The organism is Paenibacillus sp. FSL R5-192 (assembly GCF_000517845.1).
In the GTDB taxonomy this organism is placed as follows: Bacteria; Bacillota; Bacilli; order Paenibacillales; family Paenibacillaceae; genus Paenibacillus; species Paenibacillus amylolyticus.
The window spans coordinates 163,657-183,716 of record NZ_ASPR01000046.1; the positions used below are offsets into that span (position 1 = coordinate 163,657).

Below are 20,060 nucleotides of genomic sequence, written 5' to 3' on the forward strand. Positions count from 1 at the left end.
TGTTGTTCACCTACTTGTCTATGTATTCATTACATTCTCATTCTTAATTCTTCGTCATATCCTGCATACCTGCCAAATTTTCATAAAAAGAAGGATTACTCCCTTATAAAAGGAAATAACCCTTCTTCAGACAACGTAAGATTAAGTTTGACAAAGCATGCTCAAATGCTGTTCAATCACTTGTTCCACTCGTTTTACCGTAAGTCTATCTCCTCAAAACAACATAGGTTAGCGTAACGCTTGCAGGTCCGATTCGGGACTTCCTGCACTCTTCTTCGTTTCACGGGGAGACCTCGTATTAATCAGATAATACAATGTGGCATAGATTGTAGTAATAAACGTGCCAAAAAACAGGCAAAACGCCAGAGACGGACGGCTTACACTTTCGTGCATCAGTTCAATTAGCGTCTCGCGATTCGTCAGTGCATCCCAGCTATTCAGTCGATATACACGTCCAAGCAAGACCCCATAACTTCCCAAAGCACTGCCAACCAGTACAAAGATCCAGGATGCCCAGCGTCCAATTCGGTGATAGATCACTTCCTGAAGCTGATACATCGACAGGAATCCAAGCAGAAGTCCAGTCCAGACAAACATTAATAGAACACTTAAGTCGTACCAATACGTGTAGTCCACCCCGTTCCCACCATAATACCGGGAACTTCTCGCTGTCAGATGAACCAGATCCGTAACAATGTAAGAAGAGTTCGGGAAAAATAACAACCACAGCAGACCACTTGCAACTGCAAGCCATGCGGCACCTTTCCATTTCACATCACTTAGAAGATAGGCTGCATAAGAGAACACAAAAGGAATCCAGCCCAAGAACAGATTCCAGATCAGGAAGCGGAAATAACGCTGATCCAGCCAATCTGCGGCTACGTAGTACAAGCCAAGCGTTACTATAGTAACCACACTAAGGAAAATAAATATGCGAATATAATTCAGTTTTCTCAATGATTCTGACCTCACTTGATAAAATTCAATTAGTTTCGAAAATATCGGATGATTTCTTCTTTATTCTTTTCCACACGCAAATTCAATCCTCGTTTATCCTTTAATCCATACTGCTGTAATTCATGACCTGGATCCAGCACTAATGGTTTAGTCGCCACATCAACCAACAAGTCCATCGTCAGTTGATAGGTTTCCCGTAACTTGTCCATCGGTAGAGAAGATTCATACCGTTTAATCAGCTCAATCAGACGTTCAGCATACACGAGACGAACCATACTGTCCGCACTCTTCAATTGTCTTGAAGCAAATGCTGTAATGGCCTTAATTATACTCGGTTCTGTCCGATGTTTGGCAATTAACGCAAGTTCATCCACCGCATCCCAATTCATGATAGACAGCTCGGAACTTAATTGTTGAATTCGCTCTCCTATCCATTGTTCCTCTAACTCTTGGGGTACGTCCCATCGCTTATAGTCGGCATACACGCCTTCTCGATGCATCTGTATAGCGCTCCCGTAATGTTTGACGAACAAATCCTTTGCTAAACCCCAATCGGTCTCTTCCATCTTAACCACCACCATGCCTATTCCTATTTGTGCTTATATTCCTAACATATTACATAAGTTCACTACTCTACAAGCATACTATAGAAGTTGAACTATACATTTGCACAAGAACGCAGAGGACAGAAACAAACTACAGAAGCGAAGCGTTCGCTAAAAGCTTTCTACAAGAAAGCTACTTCGGAAGCATAAGCTTATCACCGGATTTTCACCTTTGTAAAATTGAATTAAAAATCTGGGGATAACAGCGATCGGAAGGTTGTTCTGTCATCGGAGTGGCAAGTGTAAATATTCTTTCGTTCAGCTTATATAGAATCATACCATTTACCAAAGGAGAATCAAATTTACAATGAATCCAAATTCGATGCACCCTCAAAATTTAGTACAACCCACATTGAATGCTAATCCAAATGTCACCCCTAACATGAATCATGGCGGTCATGAGATGTTCGATGTACATGAGATTCTGTCCTCCACCATTAACGTCCTGGATCAATACATGATCTTTCGTACATTTGTGCAGAGCCAGGAACTGATTGGCATTCTCGACCGGCAGTACAATTTCATATTATCCCAGTACAATCTGACAGCAGAGTGTTTTGCATCCGGACAGAAGCCTCATCAAGAGACAGCTACCTATATGATCCCCAACATGGTACCACCGGTATATGGCCTTAAGCCATCAGCACCTAAAAAGCCAAACCAGAGCTTGGCCGATGTAAAGGATGCCGGGATTAGCGGTCATATGCTGGGACTGATCAAGTCACATGCGAGTCTGCTCGGCATGTCCTGTAGCGAGATCACAAATGGAACGGTTCGCCGAGTCATCGCTTCGCAGATCCAGCATTTTATTGAGATGGCCTATGAAATTTTCATGTTCCAGAATAAAAACGCCTATTATCAAGTACCTCAACTCACTCCAAGTGATACACAACAGATGCTTCAGGCATACATTCCAGCAACCGGAGCACCTCAGATGCCTATTAACAATAAACCACTTCATTAATTAGAAAATAAAGTCCGATTCCCCAGAACAGTCTCTTCAACCCATGCGGGTTTTAGGGGCTGTTCTTTGGTTATTTATAATCATTTCCTGCTTAAGACTCTTGATTTGGTTACCAAAAACTGGTTTAATCAAAGACAAACCCGTACATATTCAACTTACGGATCATACATATAAAATAGGGTGAAATGCCGTTATACGAGAATTCAAATGGCTTTTTCTTCATTAATGGGGAGGTATACAAATGAGATGGAAGCAACCTGCTAAACTTGGTTTACTGGCTATGGCTCTCGGCTGTACTGCCATTGGCACAACACTCACACCTTCAACAACACTAGCTGCACCTGTCCCCGCTTCCAAAGCGGTGTATCATCAGTTCCAAACCTATCGAACAGAAGCAGTGAAGTCCACAGAAAGTCTGGTTAAAGCGCGTAAATACCTGATGAATCATATCGATAAAGTCGGACCTTGGCAAGCCACACTAATGACGCTGCAACTGGAGAACATGCAAAACGTGAAATTGGCTAATATGGACTACCAAATGTATACGGAACAATTTCAACAGGCCATATCTCAAGCCCATGAACAACTTGGTTACGAACAGAAGCTTACATATAGTCGTCTGCTCAAAGAAATTAAAGATCCGACCGTGAAGAAGCTTCTGCAGGAAGCTTCAGATCTCGGGTTCAAACTGGAAACCAGTGAAGGCTTGTATTACCCCATCATCAATTATGAGATATATCAAAAGTTCAAACCTTTTGTTAAGGCTGATATTGCTGCATACATTAATATTATGGCTACCGAGTCCAACCAAATGACGACTTCAGATGGGGGCATTATCATCTCTTGGAACGAATTAATCCAGCGTGCATTGGAGAAAGAAGCCTTTTTGAACAACTTCCCGAATTCCAATCGCACATCAGCAGTGAAGCAAGGGTTATTTGTGGATTATCTGTTTTACGGAAGTGACAACACGCCTGCTTATGATTGGTACACGGATGAAGAAATTCGCACCATGGACCCTGTGGTGAAACAGGCTTACGAGAAAGCTTTGGCTTACCGGGAGCCCGATACGCAGAGTGTTCTTCTGGACACTATGGAAAAGATTTTACGGGTTCTCAATCAGAATAATGATGAGCTTACACCTGAAGTCAGAGCAATCATTGAACCTGTTCAACAACAATTTGTCCGTGAATAATCAGATGCTGAATCGCAAAATGTGAATGCCAAAAAAGCGGCAATCCTCGTGACAGAGGTTGTCGCTTTTAAGTTTATATATCAAGTCGTTACGTTTGGATCAAAGAGTTGAAGTGTCTATTGATGTAAGTTTGTTCGGATTGACAACGAGATACACGCCCTCAATCCGCTCTCCGGAAGCGTCCAACTCCAAACAGAGTACCTCGGACAACTGCCCTTCTTTCATCAACGCGAGTTGAAGTTCGCCATTGATCCACATCGGTACCCATTCCCTTTCACGCAATCGTGTAAGGACTCGACGTGAGGTCAGGAGTGCAAGCACACCTTTGTGCACATTCATTGTTCTCATAACCGTATGCACAACGCCACCGCCATCTGCTGTAAATACAGGCTGATCTGCCAGTAACTCCAGCATGGCAGAGACGTCATAACGAAGGAAAGCCGTTGTAAAACGGCTCAGCAATTCACCTTTGGCTATCATATCCGCATCACTCTGCTCGATCGGCGGAAGTCTTTCAGGCAGATTTCGTCTGGCGCGGCTAAAGATTTGACGACAGTTACTCTCCGTTTTGCCCAGCCAATCCGCTATTTCAGAATAATCATATCGGAACGCTTCACGAAGGACAAAAACAGCCCGTTCCATGGGCGATAGACGCTCCAACATGACCAGATAGGCGTAGGAGATCAGCTCTTTTTTCTCCATCGTTTCCTCTGGCATGTTCGCCTCTTCACTGTCACCGATCGGCTCTGGCAGCCACTCACCAACATAACTTTCCCGCTGATTACGAGCGGAATTTAGCAGATTCAAGCTTCGGTTCACAATCAATCTGGCGATGTAGGACTTGGGATTACGAATATCCTGAGCAGACGTACTCTGAATCCCCGCAAAACAATCCTGCACAATATCTTCAGCTTCTACCACACTGCCCAACATGCGGTAAGCTATTGAAAATGCATATTTTTTATAACGAATATACAACTCACCAACGTCCAGAGAAGACACTTCTGGCTCATTGGCATGGAAATTAGAATTCATAAGAAGCCTCCCCTGGCATGGTGCGTGTATTTTTAGTTAAAGCAACCCGGATACATCCCAGTTGTAATCGCAATCCGGTTCCAGTTATTAATCGTGTTAATGGCCAGAATCAGATCCACCAGTTCGGATTCACTGAAATGTTCACGGACCTTATCGTACAACGCAAGTGGTACACCATGTTCCGAGATTCGGGTCACCGCCTCAGCCAGCTCCAGCATAACACGTTCTTGATCCGTGAAGAAAGGCACTTCACGCCACACACTTAGCAAAAGAATATGATCCGCGTAATCTCCCAGTTTCATCAGATCTTTGGCATGCATATCGAGACAAAAAGCGCAGCCATTAATCTGGGACACTCGGATTTTTAACAGCTCATACAATACTTTATTTTCAAATTGCCCGGATATATATTGCTCCATTGCCATCATCGCTTTAAAAGCACCTGGACTCGCTACTCTGTAGTTCGTTCTTAAATTCATTTTTCATTCGCCTCCGTCATTTGGTTTACATACTGTAGACAAATGAAGGCTGGGATCTGTGACATTCTTTGCGAAAATCTTTTTATGCCCACAAGAATAGTTGCTCAACTAACGAATATTCACACTTAGATTCTGATGGCAGGACAACCTCCATGGAGTTAATAATCAGTAATGGAAAAACATACTGAAAGGTTGTTCTCTTTTCTACAATTAACATCTAACGTAAGAAAAATCCGCGTTTTTCCGTATTCATGTACGGTTTTTGCTGTAGCGTTTGTGATTTTAACCAAAAGCAGGTTGGATATATTGATATTTTGACCAAAAGAGTAGTAACATACGGCTAATGAAGTTAACTTTTCTGACATTAAAAAGAGAATCGTTTATCCATATCAGCAAGGAGTGTTTCCTATGATAACTTCCAACGCAAAACATACAATGACCTCCGAATTACCTAGAGGGTGTACGTTCACCGCTGAAGACTGGCATGTATTATCCCAATATTGGTACCCGGTAGCCCAAGCAACCGAAGTAACAGACAAACCCCTGTCTGCTCAATTACTCGATGTGAAGCTGGTTCTCTATCGCAGTAATGATCAGATTGTGGTAGCCAAGGATCTTTGTTTTCACCGCGGGGCCCCACTTAGTAAAGGCTGGGTAGAAAATGGCGAGATTGTCTGCCCTTATCATGGTTTCCGTTATAATTGTGAAGGAAAATGTACCGCAGTACCTGCGCACCCAAGCTCCAAGATCTCGCCTAAGCTCAAACTTATCGTGTACCCGACAGTCGAACGTTATGGCTTGATCTGGACCACTTTGGCGGGAACGGAAGAACAGATCCCCTCCTTCCCTGGATGGGATGATCCGGATTATATCAATATTCTGCCACCCAACTTTGACATTGCTGGTTCCTCTGGACGACAAATGGAGGGATTCCTGGATGTATCCCATTTTGCCTATGTGCATACCGAGACGTTTGGTGATCGAAACAACACCGAAGTCCCCCAATACAAAGTGAAACGCGAAGGTAATGAGTTACTGGCGGAGTATTGGAGTACTGTAAGTAACTATGGCAAAGGGCAAGATCTTGTTGCACCTGAAGGTTTCCAATGGCTGCGTGAGTTTCGAGTGTTCCCACCTTTTGCGGCTTCTCTTACGGTACATTTCCCAGGAGACGACAAGCTGAATATTCTGAATTGTGCTTCGCCAATCTCTGCCCGTTATACACGTTTATTCTGTCCAATCACACGCAACTTTGACAAAGACGCTCCGATTGAAGACACAATCAAGTTCAACTTGCAGGTATTTGAAGAAGACCGCGAGATGGTCGAGTCACAGAAACCGGAGGATCTGCCCCTTGATCTGCATGCCGAGGCCCATATTCCCGCAGACCGTACTTCGATTGCTTATCGTCAATTGTTAACGGAGCTTGGCTTGGGACGAAATTACACATCGTAAATTAAATCATATATAAGTTCAACTAATGAATATTTAATTGAACTTATGTAGGTGTTCTTCAATCTCAGGCAAGCTATCGATGATGGATGTCGCGCCTAAAAAGTCTTGAAGTACTATCCTGCGGTCTCTGGGGAATGGGTTGAAAATTTTCTTAGGAACTCAGGACATCTTATTTGGCCTCTAGGTCCTCATTTAAAATTGTAAGGAACCTCAGACTCGTTATTTCCCAAAATCCCCCGATAAAAACACTTCATACGGCTGTTTATTCTGATATAACGTGTCACAGATTCTTTAGATTTCTGGGCACGCTTCAAACCCTTGATTAAGACGCCTACGATTCGTTAGCACTCCATGCTCCGGACACGTTCAGGTATGCATCGGCTTTCAGCAGGTTTGAAGACAACTTTAATCAACAAAAGAAGCGTTCCTTTGCGGACGCTTCTTTTGTTATACCTAATTTAACTAAAATACTTATGTGTATTAGATAAACCTCGCCTCAGGAACGTCATCTTTCCTCTTGATTATTCGTATTCACAGGAAGCTCTCTATAATACGGACAGCCCGGCTCATGAATAATACGTGGATCAACCCAAGTGCCCCAGTACGGAAGACGGTTCACGTAAGGTTGCATGTTTGGTTGGTTGTTGGGCTGCATGTTTGGTTGTACATTGGGTTGTGTGTTGGGTTGCATGTTTGGCTGTACATTTGGTTGTACATTAGGCATTACGTAAGGCTGATGATTCACATTTGGAGCACTGTTAGAGACAGGAGCAGTTGAAGGCTGGCAATCTGCCGGCGGGCCAATAATCACTGTTTTTTGAATGGGAGCAAGTGCTTCTTGAACTTTTTTCTCATCCAGACAGTACGTATAAGCCAAAAGTTTTGCAGGTGTAAGACGTAAGGTGTCTGAGCCAAATATCGCTTCAGGAACCGGTGCATCAAAGATTGCGAGTAAGTGCGTGTGATCTGCAGTGGCCACTTCATAGTGCCACCAGCCTTGAGGAACGTTAGCCACCTGCCCCGGAGTAATCGGGAAATGAAGAAGCTCGTTGGTAAATGGATTAATGAGGGAAACAACTGCCGCACCGCTGATGCAGTATACCAACTCCGTTGCATTCTGATGCGTATGTGGTTCAACCACATTGCCCGTGTTGAGGAAAATATCCAGTAAAGAAGCATTGCCCAGTGTGTTTAACTGCTTGATGGAAAGAGCGTTAATATAGTTGTTCTCATCCTTCTTGAATAACGGGTTATTGCTCAAATCGTAAGTAAATTCGGTGGTTGGTAAAGTGTAATCCATGTATGAGGTTGCCAAAATAAAACGCCTGCCCTTCGCTCTCGGTTTAGGTCATAACCTATATGCCAGCTTATGCCCAGCGCCCAGATACGTGAGCCCATTTCCGCCAAGTTTTCCTCGCATAACAAATATCCCTGACTCGGACATCCCGAGAGCAGGGCTCATTGGCTATTAAAGTTCTGCTTCGTCGGAGATGTCATCACAACTAATCCCTAATGGAGTACTGTTCAAATTTACACTCTGAAGCCAACTCATTCGCTTGACCATCTCTGGCATTCCCTCGATCAAACCATCAGTTACACTCAAATAACGTAGTTTCTTTAATTTCTCCAGTTCAGGCGGAAGCTCACAAATACCCGAGTACCCTATATCCAGAGTTACGAGTTCGCTCAATTCACCAATCTCGGCTGGAATATGTTTCAGACCAAGATCCGACTTCTCCTTTGGCTTCCATCCGGTCGGAACATGATAAGAACTGCCGCAATAAATTCTAAGCTCTCGAAGTTGTTTCAATTTTCCAATGTCTTGGTGAATACCTTCCAAATCCGCCGTCATGATCTCCAATTCTTCCAATGATGTCAGTTCGAAAAGGGCTGGAGGAAGCGTATAAACATCCTGCTCAAAAATTGTCAAACGTTTCAAGTGCTTTAATTCCCGAATACGTTCCGGAATCTCTTTCAAGTAATGTGAACTAATATTCAGCACATCCGTCTGATGTCTAATCGCATCGTCCAGTAAGCAATGAATGTCTTGATGTCGATCTAATCTAAAAAATAACCCAGTGATTCGCTCCATTAGCTCAATTGCTTCTTCTTGTGTAATATGCATGCCATACATATTCTCATGAGCAACAGTGTAGAAGTAGTCACTTCCATCCTCGTTCAAAAAACAAAGATCATCTGGCATTGAGGGATAACACCAGTCATGAAAGCGGTTGGCTTCCTCCTTGAGGATCTGCCCTGATTCCGGCGTGCAACGATATATGTAATAAATCCCCTCTGAATACATGGCGCCACTTTTCATCATCATTTCTTCCATCGTACTGCTCTCAATCAAATACGGATCCAATCTCCGTAACACTGTAGTAACTCTTTCAGGTGTAGCTTCCTCAGCATACTTTCTATCAACCAGCACAAACCGGTCTGTCTTCTCGATCAATTCGTCAATCAACAGTTCATAGGCCGTTCCTCTTGGATCAGTGTGAAAAGCTACGGCTACCATATGTTCCCCCTCATTACTCATTATTCATCAATCTTCAATCTGCTGTATCATCTGAAACCACTGTGGCATAGGCTGATATCATCAATCCAGTCATTGGAGGCTTATTACATGGCATACGGCCCTGGTTCAGTTTCATCCCCGCAATCTGCGGGTTATCCTTACCCTTATTATCCGTCACCCCCACCGTATCCTTACCCTTATCCCTATCCATACCCGCCCATCGTTCCTGTTCCACTACCATATCCGATCGGTGGTCCTTGGTGGCATGGTGGATATCCCGGCGGTGGTTACCCCGGTGGACACCCTGGTCATTTCCCAGGAGGTGGCTATCCAGGCGGACCTCATGGAGGCGGGCCGGGTGGTCCAGGTGGACACGGAGGACCTCCAGGCGGAGGATTTCACGGACATCGTTTCTTCCAGTGGTAATCATTAAACTCATTCAAAGTACTTGTTCAGATAAAGGAGCTGCTTCGGCAGCTTCTTTATTATTGAAGGAATTGTCTAATCGTGCAGGATTTTAATAGGTGATCTCATCCATCATCTTCAGATTACGGTTCGACATGCTGAGGAGATCCGTGAAGGTAGGTGTAAGGTAATAAACAAAGTCCGGATCGTGCACGTACATAATAATCTGCCCATACGTGCCTTCCGCCGTTGGATCAAAATCGAGCATCAGATACAGTGAACCACCTGCAATTGTTGCAAAAGGAATCCATGGTTTATGGAAAAGGTATGATTTGATCTCCGGGTCCAGCTGGCTGATCTCTTCGGCAGAATAATACTCTTCAAGCTTCTCATCCACTTCACAGAAGTATTGTTTGGTCTCTCGAATCTCTTCCAATGACATCAGATAAAAGGGTGTACATCGGCCCGTCTCGGCATCACCCGGGTACAGTACATGCAACCCGTAGCCACTACCGTCTTTCCTTTGGTAAAAGGCACGAAAATCGCCAGGCAGCCGGACGCCATACTCCTTTTCGAATAGATCCAGACTTTCCTCGGATGCACCTTCCCGATGTTGATATTCTTCAAACAATTGCCGAATCTCTTGATCCTGTATTCTCTCATCTAACAAGTGATTCAACTCGTCCATTAGCACGTTTAATGATACATTCGGCTCCAATCTCACCACACCTCCCCTAACTCAGTTCTTCTCTTCTTGTAGATACTGATGATATTCCCAAAACGCTTCTTCCTCTCCGCCGCCTTCAATTAGAATCATGACTGCGTAAGATAACAAATTAAGCCATTGTTCCATCAATGTCACCTGTTCGTCGGAAATGAGGTTGTTGCTGCGAAGCATGCCTTCGGGTTCAACGGCCCAAGCACGGGCCATATGAGTAATTCCCCATAGACATGCCATGACTTCCCGATCCAGTGAAGGCCGTGCAAGTTCGGACGCCAGAACACGCAGTATCTCCATCAACTCATGAAAATTCTCCTTAATCAAATGTCCACGGAAAGGCCGCAGACTGCCAATAAAACCGTTCTCCATCTTGGGATGACTCAGATCATCATAAGAAAAGGAGTGACATTTTAATAACGTTACAGCCTCTTCACGTTCCATCCCTTCACCCCTTTGCAGGTTGTAATACGACCTTACCAGCGAAGAGGTTCTTCTCCACGCCACAACACATACCGCTCCAACTCACGAAGAGTGCCTGTACCGATCGCGTACTCGTCCATTTCTTTGGAACGAAGATCAAGCACATGCAGCATGCCACCATATGTACCAACTGCCAGCTTGGACTGCTCTGGTGATACAGCGAGAGAATAGATCGTACTACCCACAAAATGACGCCATACTTCCTTACCCTCGCCATTTACACAATATAGATAACCATATGCATCCCCAAGCACCATGCCCGCCTCTATTTCCACTGCTGCATACACTCGTGCATTCTCATCCATCACTGGCCAATCTTCCTTCGTTTCGTTGCCTGCGATTGATTCCAGCGGGACCAGTATCGTGACCCCGTTATAGAAATGACATGCGTTAAACCAGACGTTCTGGTTATTACTGGTGAATGCCGCATAATGAGGGTAGCTCGATTCTGGATAGAGAGAGTATGTCTTGTTCAGCTGGCGGTCCATCACCATATGATTGCTTCCTTGGCTGCCATAGGCAATCCATCTACCATCCCTTGATACAGCTGCATGTCCCATATCTATCTGTGTATCCTCTAGCTCATACTCTTCGATCTCTGCCAGATCGGGATGAAGCAAGGTCACCTGGGCTTGTGTGACGAGATATATCCCGTATCTTGAATGTATGAGTAGTGCTTTGCCTTCATCGATAGGTATAAGTCCTTCAAGTGTCCGTTCGGGATGCTCACAGTCCGCAAGTGATTCAATCCGAGGTAATGCCGACTGTATCCGGGCTTGAATATCTTCCCATTGATATGTCGCTATCTCCTGTCCTTCCAACTTGCGATCTGGCTGACGAATGATACGAATCCCATCCGGTCCTGCAAGCGCAAAGTCAAGTCCATCCGATGAGCAACCTGCAAAAGTATATGGAGAGATCAACTGCCATCCGTGCTGATCCATCGTATATATCTGACTATTCTCCGTGAAAATCCCCGTATTACATACAATCGTTTCCTCGTTCAGATAACCTACAACTTTGACCGCTTGCATGGAAGCCTGAAACGCCTCGTTCAATGGCCACGTCGCTGCGGGTAGCTCATGTCGAAGCACCTCCACATCACCATGGAGATTGGCCTGTCTCACCATATGGAATACTTCAGTACTCATTCCGCTTCTGGAGTCTCCCTCCAACTCGGATTCATCCGGTTGCTCTCCCTGCATACTTCTCCGGACAAATGCATTGACATCCCTTGCATAACGCTTGCCTTCATTGCGCCATTGTTCCGCAATGTCTTCCTTTAACCAACTCATAGGTGTCCCTCCACTCTGCCCCTATTCATATGCCGTACAATGATGTGCCTGCAAGAACATACTGATTTCGTTATCCGTCGCCTCCTCCGCACCATTCTTTTCTTCATAGAACAGGGCAACTTCTCTCCCAGCTGCATAGTTAAATCGTAAATATCCTCCCATCGACACCATGAACATCTTGCACATGTACTCATTCTCCAACACAGCATCCCACTTAAATTCTGTTTTGCATGTATCGGCGAGTTCCTTCATGGAGCTTCCCTGTTCCGTCCCTGAAAAATGGTAAAACGTATGTTTCCGCAGCTCATTCCACGGCTCAAAGTAAAGTGGCGTTATTGGTTTATCCTGATGGTAATACCCACAATAGATCCGGTCCAGCGTTTCGCCAAATTCAGTCTCCGAGCATGTCCATAAGGTGATATTTTCATCATGACGCGGTAGCCACAACAGCCCCTCAACTTCCGGATGAACAGCAAGGAAATCTCCATCTACAGAACTGCCGATGGAGATGCACTGCTCAAGTTGATGCTGACTTATAGGCGAATCATCCGTATGTATCCAAAAATCATATTCAACAAAAGGCTTCAACACTTCTGGGTCCGGTCTCTGCACATTCATCCACCCCGTATATGTACCTTCCCCGTAGTGCTCAATCCAGGTGCGGTATGATAAAGGTAGCGAGATGCCGTGCTGTTGTTCAAAGTGATCCAGTTCCTCTGTTGGAACCGGCTTAAGTACACGGGATACAATATACATTTGTCGACATCTCCCATCTCAGTTTGGTTCATTCGTTTTCAGGATCTAAGCCAGTTCTTCCTGTACAATTTCAGTCCATACTCCTTTACGATTCAGAATGCGAACGGCAAAGGCATCATATCCATCACGCTTGACCTGATCAAAATGCATGCGCTCTCCCGTAATCAGTTCATATGCCCCATTTTCATCTACATCTTCGCCAAACTCTTCATCCCAAGGCACATTGTAGTAAGCCGTCAACTCTACTTCAAATATGTCCTCACCTTCAACATCCAGGTAAGGACGAAGGGGTCTGTCATGTAGTGCGTCTTCCGAATAGGTCTCACATAACATAGCATCATAGCCGTGCTTGGCGGTATCAATGAGCAGATAGCGCTCACCCGTGACCGTATGCTCCGCATATACAAGAAGAGGTGTCGAATCATGCCAGGTAATCAGATCATCTTCAGTCAAGTCACCATAATAAAAAATATGGAATTTATCATGACCATCACTCATTTGAAGTTTGCCTTTCCACTCCACTTCATCGGACTTTATGTTCTCTTCCTTCCTAATTAATCCTTCCAGATAAGCAGGTCCGTGTTGTACACCATACTCATTCATCATCTCGCCTCCGATTTGTTCATTCGAATGGTAACCACTTTGTGTTCCTCATCCACCGTCAGTTTCACATCGATGTTCAGCTTGTCACGGAATAACGCCGTAATATTGATATACGGATCGCGGGCAGCTTCGCTACTACCGCCACTATTACGGCTCATTCCCTGATGAATGATGGATTCTACCAGCTGTTTATCTCCCTTGCCGGTGTTATTGTAGGTGTAGATCACCTGCCCATCCTGATCATACAGATTCAAAACCGTTGTGAAATCATTGGCGTTCTCATACTGTCTCTCGGTCTGTACATAGTTGTGATCTGTACGTTGATAGTTTACAGTACCAGCCAGATACGGATTGTCCCCGCCTGGCTTCACATCATACTCCTTATAGGCCAGATTAAACAGGTATTGGATATGATTCATATCAATTCGGTAATAAAACTGACGGTTATCTTCCTCTTTGTCCATCGCTGCAAAACTGTTAATCAGCGGCCAGGCCCCATAGGACTTCCCATTAACATCAACGGCCAGAGCATAGTCAGATAATACTGTCTCTTTTTGAAATACACCAAATGTCTGTAAAATAAAATAAGCCGGAATCATCAACATACCCAGAATGACTGCAAAAATAGTAAGTTTAACTCGTAGTTTCATTTCTTCTCTCCTTGCGGCTTTAACTCTTCAATTTCAGTCTCATCCAGTCTTGTGCTGAAGCTTCGACAGTGTACGCACAACTACATCCCTGTTCTTCGCATCCTTGATATAAGAAGGAATACTATGTGAAGCCGTTCGTATAGGCATATTTCCGTATTTTACACGCAGGTCTGCGGAGACATAAGCGATGAGATAATTCAGATGCTCCCGATTCACAGCCCATATTATTTTTCCTCTGAAATTATCCAGGAAGTATAATTCCAGCCCGAACACAGGATCTTTCCCTGCACAAATCTCGGAAAAACACCTTTGGTATGTCGGCTTGGCGTGTAATTCAACCTGATTCACAGAACTACAATGCGGACATTCCACATGCGTCGATCGGTGAGACGTCTTCTTCTCGTCTGTGACTTCCACGTTAAACCAACGTTCACATACAGCACAATTCCCCTTGGCTTTATATTGATATACTGGTTCTTCAAAAGCTTGAGCGTAACATTCGTAACACTTCCATCCCAGTTGACCATTCCGTTGATCAATCGAAGCGTGCCCACCGCATTTGGGACATTTCACATCAATCCGCTCTCCCCGTCGAAGGACCGAATAGAAACTATACTTATACGCACCTTCATCTTCGAAACGTTTCATCCTGTATCCACCTTTCTTCTAAAACTACGACATACACAGCGTCAAAATACTCAACATTTACCAATCCATCTCTCTAAAATTATATGAAACTCCGTTGCTCAGCACAACAATTGAAGACAGATTGTTGGAAATGCCTCTAATACGACATACCCAAGTGTGTGCCTCATCACACCCGTCTCCACCTCGATAACGTAATCTATAACTAAATAACTACTGAAATGAAAGAAAACCTGCTTTTTAGATTGTGAAAAACATCACTTGAGTAAAGGTTGTGCAACTATGTTCTCCTTACTGAATGTATACAAATGGTCACTCGTATTTGCTATATTCACAGCAACTCTCTCTCACTGTAGTTCAACCGACACGGTTAAACCTGTTCACCACGATGAAGTCTCCTCCTCCTCCTCTGCGATCAGTCAACCCCCGGTGGACCCGATCATTCGCAGAGAAGGTACTACGGTATATATTGAAATGACGGCCCAGGTTACAGATGTCGAAATCTCCAAAGGAGTGATATACAACGCTTGGACATTTAATGGTACCGTCCCCGGACCCGTCCTACGAGTGACCGAGGGAGATACCATGGTGTTCACGTTGAAAAATAAAGATTCCAGCCTGCCTCACTCCATGGATTTTCACGCTGTACATGCTGCTCCCAGCAGCAAATTTATTGATGTTATGCCAGGCAAGGAAGGTACGTTCACCTATCCAACCTCCTCACCCGGTGTATTCATGTATCACTGTGGAACTAAACCGGTTCTTGCCCATATCGCAAACGGGATGTACGGCATGATTATTGTTGATCCCAAAGCAGGATACCCTTCCGATCACTTGGTAGACCGTGAGTATACTCTTGTTCAGAGTGAATGGTATAAAGAGCATGATTATGAAGCTTTTTTGAACGGGGAACCGGATTATGTCGTATTTAACGGCAATGATTATGGATTAATAAAACATCCCCTGTTAGCCAAAGTAGGAGATACGGTGCGAATCTATGTCAGTAATGCAGGACCCAATGAAGTCTCATCCTTCCACGTTGTGGGTACCATTATGGACCGTGTGTATACCGATGGGAATCCACGCAACATCCAGTATGGAATACAGACGGTTATGCTTCCCGCAAGTGGTGGAGCTGTCGTAGAGTTCACCGTGACCGAAGAAGGTGATTATGCGATTGTAACCCATCAGTTCAACCATGTAGCCAAAGGAGCTGCCGCTGTTCTGCGTGTGACCAAGGATGGAACTGATCATGGTGGACCCGCGATGTCTCACTGAGACATGACAATAGATAATGGCTATACCTATCCTGAACCATTCGAGGTGATTAAACGATGATCTGTACACACGAAGCGAAGGATGCCTGTTTCTCCAAAGTATCTCTGTTCCAGCATCTTGATCCATCCGAAGCTGTCTTGTTGATCTCCCTTCTGCATACCCGCAAATATAACAAAGGCGAAGTTGTCGTCCAGGAGGGAGAACGCTCAGATACGCTTTATGTGGTTCATCAGGGAGGTGTGAAGTTATCCAAATACAATGAAAATGGCAAGGAACATATTATTCGGTTTCTGTTTCCCGGTGATTTCTTCGGACAAGATTCCCTGTTACACCAAAAACCACATGTCGCAAACGCCGAAGTTCTGGAGCCTTCGGCCATCTGCTCTATCAGCAAGCATGACTTTGACCAATTACTTGAACACGATCCGAAGCTTGCTTATCATTTCCTGCTTGCCATTACCAAGCTGCTCCGTGAAACAGATGAATGGAACAGCTCGCTAAGTGCGATGACAACGGAACAGAAGATTGCCAAGTTGCTTTTGTATTTCCATACCCGAAATCATGCAAAACATGAGATCCGCTTGCCTGTATTCAAAAAAGATATGGCTCTGTTACTCGGGATCACACCCGAAACACTTAGTCGTAAACTTGCCATGATGCAAACTCAGGGACTGCTTCAGGTTACAGGAAACTGCATCCTTATTCTGCAATTGGAGCAGCTTAGGGAAAAAATTGAATCGCCTGCCCGAAGCCAATGAACTGGGTAAGAAAGCTTGTGGATGCGAGGAAGCTGTTTTGGCAAAAAAGAGTATCCGATCAGAAACCACTCTGTTCGGATACTCTTTTTATATAAATTCAACCAATAGATCGGAAGCTTGTTCTGTCATCTACAGATCCAGCAACAGCGACACAAGCAATCCCATAGATGCAATCAAACCCACAATTGGCCCACCCTCTTCAAAGGCTTCCGGCATCATCGTCGAGCAGATCATGGCAATGATTCCGCCACCTGCAAATGCACCAATCGCTGCACCCATCTCCTCTGGAAGCTGCTCCAGAAACAGATATCCACCCAGTGCTGCAATCGCGGAGATCAATAGTACACTAAGCCACATTAATATGATTTTGCCACGACTGTATTTGCCCTGTAGTCCAACCGTACTGGACAGACCTTCAGGAATGTTGCTGACAAAGATCGATACTACCAGGACCACACTGACACCGTTACCGGCCAGTAAGCTGGCACCAAGCATGATGGATTCCGGGATAGCATCCATTACTGTTCCTGCAAAGATCCCAAGCCCGCTTTGGTTCGAGTCTCCCGAATTTGCCGAACGTTTACGCCCTGCCCCTCCCTTTGCAGAAACGAGCAGGTCAAACAAGGTATACACGACGGCACCCGCCGTAAATCCAATGGCTGTAGGTATTATTCCTCCATCATTCAGCGCATCTCCGAGAAGTTCAAAGGTCGCTGCACCAATTAATGTTCCTGTCCCAAAAGCCATGATCCAGCCAATAACTCGTTTGGGAATCTTTAGAAACAAGGCTGCGAGTGCGCCAATGACAACCGCTGAGGCAGAGATGCCGCCCCACATGAATGCAGTCCACATCCGGGCCGACCCCTCTCTTGTTCAATCATATTCTATCATTCCATTAACCCAGGTTGAGTAATCAAAAACAGTGATGTGGCTTTACGGTGATCTATATCACCTGATGTGTTCAAAAATCACGTTATGATGAAATGATGTCGTCGTTCAGAACTATGAACACAGAGAGGAGAGATTCTCATGAGTAGGGTAAACAAAGATACAACAACGGAGTTTCTACAACAGTTCCCCATCTTCCAGGACCTTAGCCCCGAGGAATTAAAGCAAGTCGAAGATATCGCCATTTCCAGAAGTATTCAGAAGAAATCGGTTATTTTCAGCGAAGGAAGCGAAAAAGAAGCTGTCTTTTTTATCCGTACCGGCATTGTAAAGGCTTATAAAACCGATGAGAACGGGCATGAACAGATTGTCTCTTTCCTCAAAACAGGAGATATGTTCCCACACACCGGCTTTTTTAATGCGCACCCTTACCCGGCCACCGCAGAAGCCATTACCCCTACCGAACTACTAGCCATACCTGTCCGACTTTTCGAACGATTAATGCTGAGCACACCTTCAATTGCGATCAAAATTATGCGTGTGCTCGGTGATAAAATAAGAGAATTACAGGATAAATTGCAGGTGCTCTCTGGTCAGGATGTACGCAATCGTGTACTTTCCTTCCTTCTTATGCTCGCAGATCAGCATGGACAAATGCATGGAGACCAGATTATCATCAACCTGCCCATGACACATCAGGAGTTTGCCAACTCCATTGGAACTACAAGGGAAACAGCGAATCGGCTTTTAAACCAGCTTACAAAAGAGAATTTGCTCGAAGTGGATCGCAGCCGGATCATCATTCATGATTTGCAAGCTTTGAAGGAACAAAGGGATACGTGACCACCCTGCACCCAGCTACACTGTTTTCTCCCACGCTATTACATTACACTGTGTGTGCACAAAGAGACCTTAACGACCTTAATCGATGTTAAGGTCTCTTTCGCATGCGCAATTAGCAATATACGTATCAGGATATTGTTATTTTTGGCTTGCCCATGGCACTTTTTCCATACAGGATTCTGACTCAAATAAGGCGAGACTATGACATTAAAAAATGTGTGAGCAGGCTCACACAGCCCCCTCCTCACGTTTTCTATAATCAAATTGCAACGCCACACTATCCCATTTGGAGGAATGACACATGAACACATACGCAGCAACCATTAATGCCACGGAGTATCCACCGCATTTGAAACATAAAGTTATTTTCGAAACGTTTGATCAGTTGCAACCACAGGAATCCATGTTGCTCATTAACGATCACGATCCTAAGCCCCTACGATTCCAGTTCCAGTCCACACATCCCGATGGCTTCAACTGGGAGTATATTGAGCAGGGTCCTACAACCTTCCAGGTCAAAATCAGCAAATTATAGATTGGAGCTGAACCGCTATGGCGCACGTTGAAATCATTGACGATACTACACTCCGCATCACGCTGCGGCTGGAAGACGCTACAACCATGGTTCAAATGGCACAGCGTGAGCAAGCGGAATATGCGCAAGAGATTATCACCATTTACGAAATAATGCCTGTGTTCGAATATACTCATTTCTGTTTTTACGCCTATGACAGTGCAAGACTTTTTGAGCGTGTGCTCGGCATCGACCCCAAAGCCTACCTGTCCTTCTCCCTCGATGCGCCGGAGTCATTCTTCTATGCGCTGTACGGTGGAATGGCCGCCCTGTATGAATCAGCGCTACAGTTGGTACAGCAGGCGGATGCAGCTAGTGCAGGATCGGATGTGAACGCACATGTCTCCATCTGATGTCCATATTGTTGAATTGGATGTGCGTCCTCATCTGAGTAAAAAGTTAGAGCCGTTTCAGCTGATCATGGACACGGTCAAAGGCCTTCAGCATGAAGACGTCTTTGTACTCCATGCTCCATTCAAACCAACGCCCCTGCTCGGTATTCTCAAGATGAAAGGATACTCCAGCACATCGGAACGAAAAGGTTCAGATCACTGGGTTACCACCTTTGTGCACAAAAAAAATAAAACCGATGCCAAAGCATTATCTGCAATAGTTTTATCTGGTTCGGAAGTCGATTCTGAGCCCGGTTCAGACGAAGAATCAGCTTCGTGCAAAGGCCATCCGGAGGAGCAAGCTGTTGCGATTGAAAACTTTGAATCTCTACAGGCGCCCAACGTTATACTGGACAATCGCGGATTGGAACCGCCACAACCCATGATGCGAACACTTGCCGCACTGGAACGTTGCAAACCTGGGGAAGTCGTACTGATTCATAATGACCGTGTGCCAGTCTTCTTGATTGAAGAGTTAAACAATCTCGGTTGCCCCTTCACGGTTGAGGATCAAGCCGATGGTACTGCCAAAGTGAGAATTGAAAAAGGGTAAGGAGGCAAAGG

General features: G+C 44.9%; 24 protein-coding genes. 10 read left to right on the forward strand and 14 right to left on the reverse strand.

The window, feature by feature from the left end; all coding sequences use genetic code 11:
* Positions 1 to 228: 228 nt before the first annotated feature.
* Together C161_RS22430 and C161_RS22435 are read right to left on the reverse strand one after the other, a co-directional pair.
* Positions 229 to 957, reverse strand: coding sequence for a DUF1361 domain-containing protein (locus C161_RS22430; RefSeq protein ID WP_036672872.1), 729 nt, complete (start codon positions 955 to 957; stop codon positions 229 to 231).
* A 29-nt stretch (positions 958 to 986) separates the two neighbouring features.
* A complete protein-coding gene (locus C161_RS22435) occupies positions 987 to 1,457 on the reverse strand; it encodes a hypothetical protein (protein WP_156946151.1) in 471 nt (156 codons plus the stop codon).
* A 427-nt stretch (positions 1,458 to 1,884) separates the two neighbouring features.
* Here C161_RS22435 and C161_RS22440 point away from each other — a divergent pair, with 427 nt between their 5' ends.
* Complete coding sequence (locus C161_RS22440) at positions 1,885 to 2,526, forward strand: spore coat protein (protein ID WP_051447307.1); 642 nt, start codon at positions 1,885 to 1,887, stop codon at positions 2,524 to 2,526.
* Positions 2,527 to 2,767: 241 nt separating this feature from the next.
* A complete protein-coding gene (locus C161_RS22445) occupies positions 2,768 to 3,721 on the forward strand; it encodes a hypothetical protein (RefSeq protein ID WP_036672875.1) in 954 nt (317 codons plus the stop codon).
* Positions 3,722 to 3,820: 99 nt separating this feature from the next.
* Here C161_RS22445 and C161_RS22450 read toward each other — a convergent pair whose 3' ends face one another.
* Together C161_RS22450 and C161_RS22455 are read right to left on the reverse strand one after the other, a co-directional pair.
* Complete coding sequence (locus C161_RS22450; protein ID WP_036672877.1) at positions 3,821 to 4,756, reverse strand: sigma-70 family RNA polymerase sigma factor; 936 nt, start codon at positions 4,754 to 4,756, stop codon at positions 3,821 to 3,823.
* A 32-nt stretch (positions 4,757 to 4,788) separates the two neighbouring features.
* A complete protein-coding gene (locus tag C161_RS22455) occupies positions 4,789 to 5,235 on the reverse strand; it encodes a carboxymuconolactone decarboxylase family protein (RefSeq protein ID WP_036672879.1) in 447 nt (148 codons plus the stop codon).
* A gap of 408 nt (positions 5,236 to 5,643) precedes the next feature.
* Between C161_RS22455 and C161_RS22460 the strand changes: the two genes are divergently transcribed.
* Positions 5,644 to 6,690 (forward strand): aromatic ring-hydroxylating oxygenase subunit alpha, encoded by a 1,047-nt coding sequence (locus C161_RS22460; RefSeq protein WP_051449887.1) that lies wholly within the window; start codon positions 5,644 to 5,646, stop codon positions 6,688 to 6,690.
* Positions 6,691 to 7,195: 505 nt separating this feature from the next.
* Here the strand turns inward: C161_RS22460 and C161_RS22465 are convergent.
* Both C161_RS22465 and C161_RS22470 read right to left on the reverse strand, forming a co-directional pair.
* Positions 7,196 to 8,005, reverse strand: coding sequence for a cupin domain-containing protein (locus C161_RS22465; protein ID WP_036672881.1), 810 nt, complete (start codon positions 8,003 to 8,005; stop codon positions 7,196 to 7,198).
* 153 nt (positions 8,006 to 8,158) lie between these two features.
* Positions 8,159 to 9,229, reverse strand: coding sequence for a leucine-rich repeat domain-containing protein (locus tag C161_RS22470; RefSeq protein ID WP_235193897.1), 1,071 nt, complete (start codon positions 9,227 to 9,229; stop codon positions 8,159 to 8,161).
* Between the two features lie 87 nt (positions 9,230 to 9,316).
* Here C161_RS22470 and C161_RS32065 point away from each other — a divergent pair, with 87 nt between their 5' ends.
* Positions 9,317 to 9,634 carry a hypothetical protein gene (locus tag C161_RS32065; RefSeq protein ID WP_076328451.1) on the forward strand — a complete coding sequence of 106 codons (318 nt, stop codon included), beginning with the start codon at positions 9,317 to 9,319 and terminating at the stop codon, positions 9,632 to 9,634.
* Positions 9,635 to 9,725: 91 nt separating this feature from the next.
* Here the strand turns inward: C161_RS32065 and C161_RS22480 are convergent, their stop codons facing one another.
* From C161_RS22480 to C161_RS22510, 7 genes are read right to left on the reverse strand one after another with little or no spacing between them, the layout of a single operon-like run.
* Positions 9,726 to 10,331 (reverse strand): SMI1/KNR4 family protein, encoded by a 606-nt coding sequence (locus C161_RS22480; RefSeq protein WP_235193898.1) that lies wholly within the window; start codon positions 10,329 to 10,331, stop codon positions 9,726 to 9,728.
* A 21-nt stretch (positions 10,332 to 10,352) separates the two neighbouring features.
* Entirely contained in the window at positions 10,353 to 10,775 is a 423-nt protein-coding gene (locus C161_RS22485) for a hypothetical protein (protein ID WP_036672886.1), read from the reverse strand.
* A 32-nt stretch (positions 10,776 to 10,807) separates the two neighbouring features.
* Positions 10,808 to 12,109 carry a hypothetical protein gene (locus C161_RS22490; RefSeq protein ID WP_036672887.1) on the reverse strand — a complete coding sequence of 434 codons (1,302 nt, stop codon included), beginning with the start codon at positions 12,107 to 12,109 and terminating at the stop codon, positions 10,808 to 10,810.
* Positions 12,110 to 12,130: 21 nt separating this feature from the next.
* On the reverse strand, positions 12,131 to 12,865 hold the full coding sequence (locus tag C161_RS22495) for an SMI1/KNR4 family protein (RefSeq protein ID WP_036672888.1): 735 nt from the start codon (positions 12,863 to 12,865) through the stop codon (positions 12,131 to 12,133).
* Positions 12,866 to 12,910: 45 nt separating this feature from the next.
* Positions 12,911 to 13,471: a hypothetical protein gene (locus C161_RS22500; protein ID WP_036672889.1), complete on the reverse strand. Its 561-nt coding sequence runs from the start codon at positions 13,469 to 13,471 to the stop codon at positions 12,911 to 12,913.
* Positions 13,468 to 14,118, reverse strand: coding sequence for a hypothetical protein (locus C161_RS22505; RefSeq protein ID WP_036672890.1), 651 nt, complete (start codon positions 14,116 to 14,118; stop codon positions 13,468 to 13,470). Before C161_RS22505 ends, C161_RS22500 begins: the two co-directional genes overlap by 4 nt.
* A 39-nt stretch (positions 14,119 to 14,157) precedes the next feature.
* Positions 14,158 to 14,766: a hypothetical protein gene (locus C161_RS22510; RefSeq protein WP_036672892.1), complete on the reverse strand. Its 609-nt coding sequence runs from the start codon at positions 14,764 to 14,766 to the stop codon at positions 14,158 to 14,160.
* Positions 14,767 to 15,045: 279 nt separating this feature from the next.
* On the opposite strand from C161_RS22510, the gene C161_RS22515 reads away from it, so the two are divergent.
* Both C161_RS22515 and C161_RS22520 read left to right on the forward strand, forming a co-directional pair.
* Complete coding sequence (locus C161_RS22515) at positions 15,046 to 16,041, forward strand: multicopper oxidase domain-containing protein (RefSeq protein ID WP_036672893.1); 996 nt, start codon at positions 15,046 to 15,048, stop codon at positions 16,039 to 16,041.
* 56 nt (positions 16,042 to 16,097) lie between these two features.
* Positions 16,098 to 16,799, forward strand: a complete 702-nt coding sequence (locus C161_RS22520) for a Crp/Fnr family transcriptional regulator (RefSeq protein WP_036672895.1) — start codon at positions 16,098 to 16,100, stop codon at positions 16,797 to 16,799.
* Positions 16,800 to 16,928: 129 nt separating this feature from the next.
* On the opposite strand, the gene C161_RS22525 is transcribed toward C161_RS22520, so the two are convergent.
* Entirely contained in the window at positions 16,929 to 17,651 is a 723-nt protein-coding gene (locus C161_RS22525; protein WP_036672896.1) for a ZIP family metal transporter, read from the reverse strand.
* A 177-nt stretch (positions 17,652 to 17,828) separates the two neighbouring features.
* On the opposite strand from C161_RS22525, the gene C161_RS22530 reads away from it, so the two are divergent.
* From C161_RS22530 to C161_RS22545, 4 genes are all read left to right on the forward strand, one after another.
* Positions 17,829 to 18,530 carry a Crp/Fnr family transcriptional regulator gene (locus tag C161_RS22530; RefSeq protein ID WP_036613360.1) on the forward strand — a complete coding sequence of 234 codons (702 nt, stop codon included), beginning with the start codon at positions 17,829 to 17,831 and terminating at the stop codon, positions 18,528 to 18,530.
* Positions 18,531 to 18,831: 301 nt separating this feature from the next.
* Positions 18,832 to 19,065: a DUF2249 domain-containing protein gene (locus C161_RS22535; RefSeq protein WP_036613358.1), complete on the forward strand. Its 234-nt coding sequence runs from the start codon at positions 18,832 to 18,834 to the stop codon at positions 19,063 to 19,065.
* 17 nt (positions 19,066 to 19,082) lie between these two features.
* A complete protein-coding gene (locus C161_RS22540; RefSeq protein WP_051449889.1) occupies positions 19,083 to 19,457 on the forward strand; it encodes a hypothetical protein in 375 nt (124 codons plus the stop codon).
* On the forward strand, positions 19,444 to 20,049 hold the full coding sequence (locus C161_RS22545) for a DUF2249 domain-containing protein (protein WP_036672898.1): 606 nt from the start codon (positions 19,444 to 19,446) through the stop codon (positions 20,047 to 20,049). Before C161_RS22540 ends, C161_RS22545 begins: the two co-directional genes overlap by 14 nt.
* Positions 20,050 to 20,060: the final 11 nt, after the last annotated feature.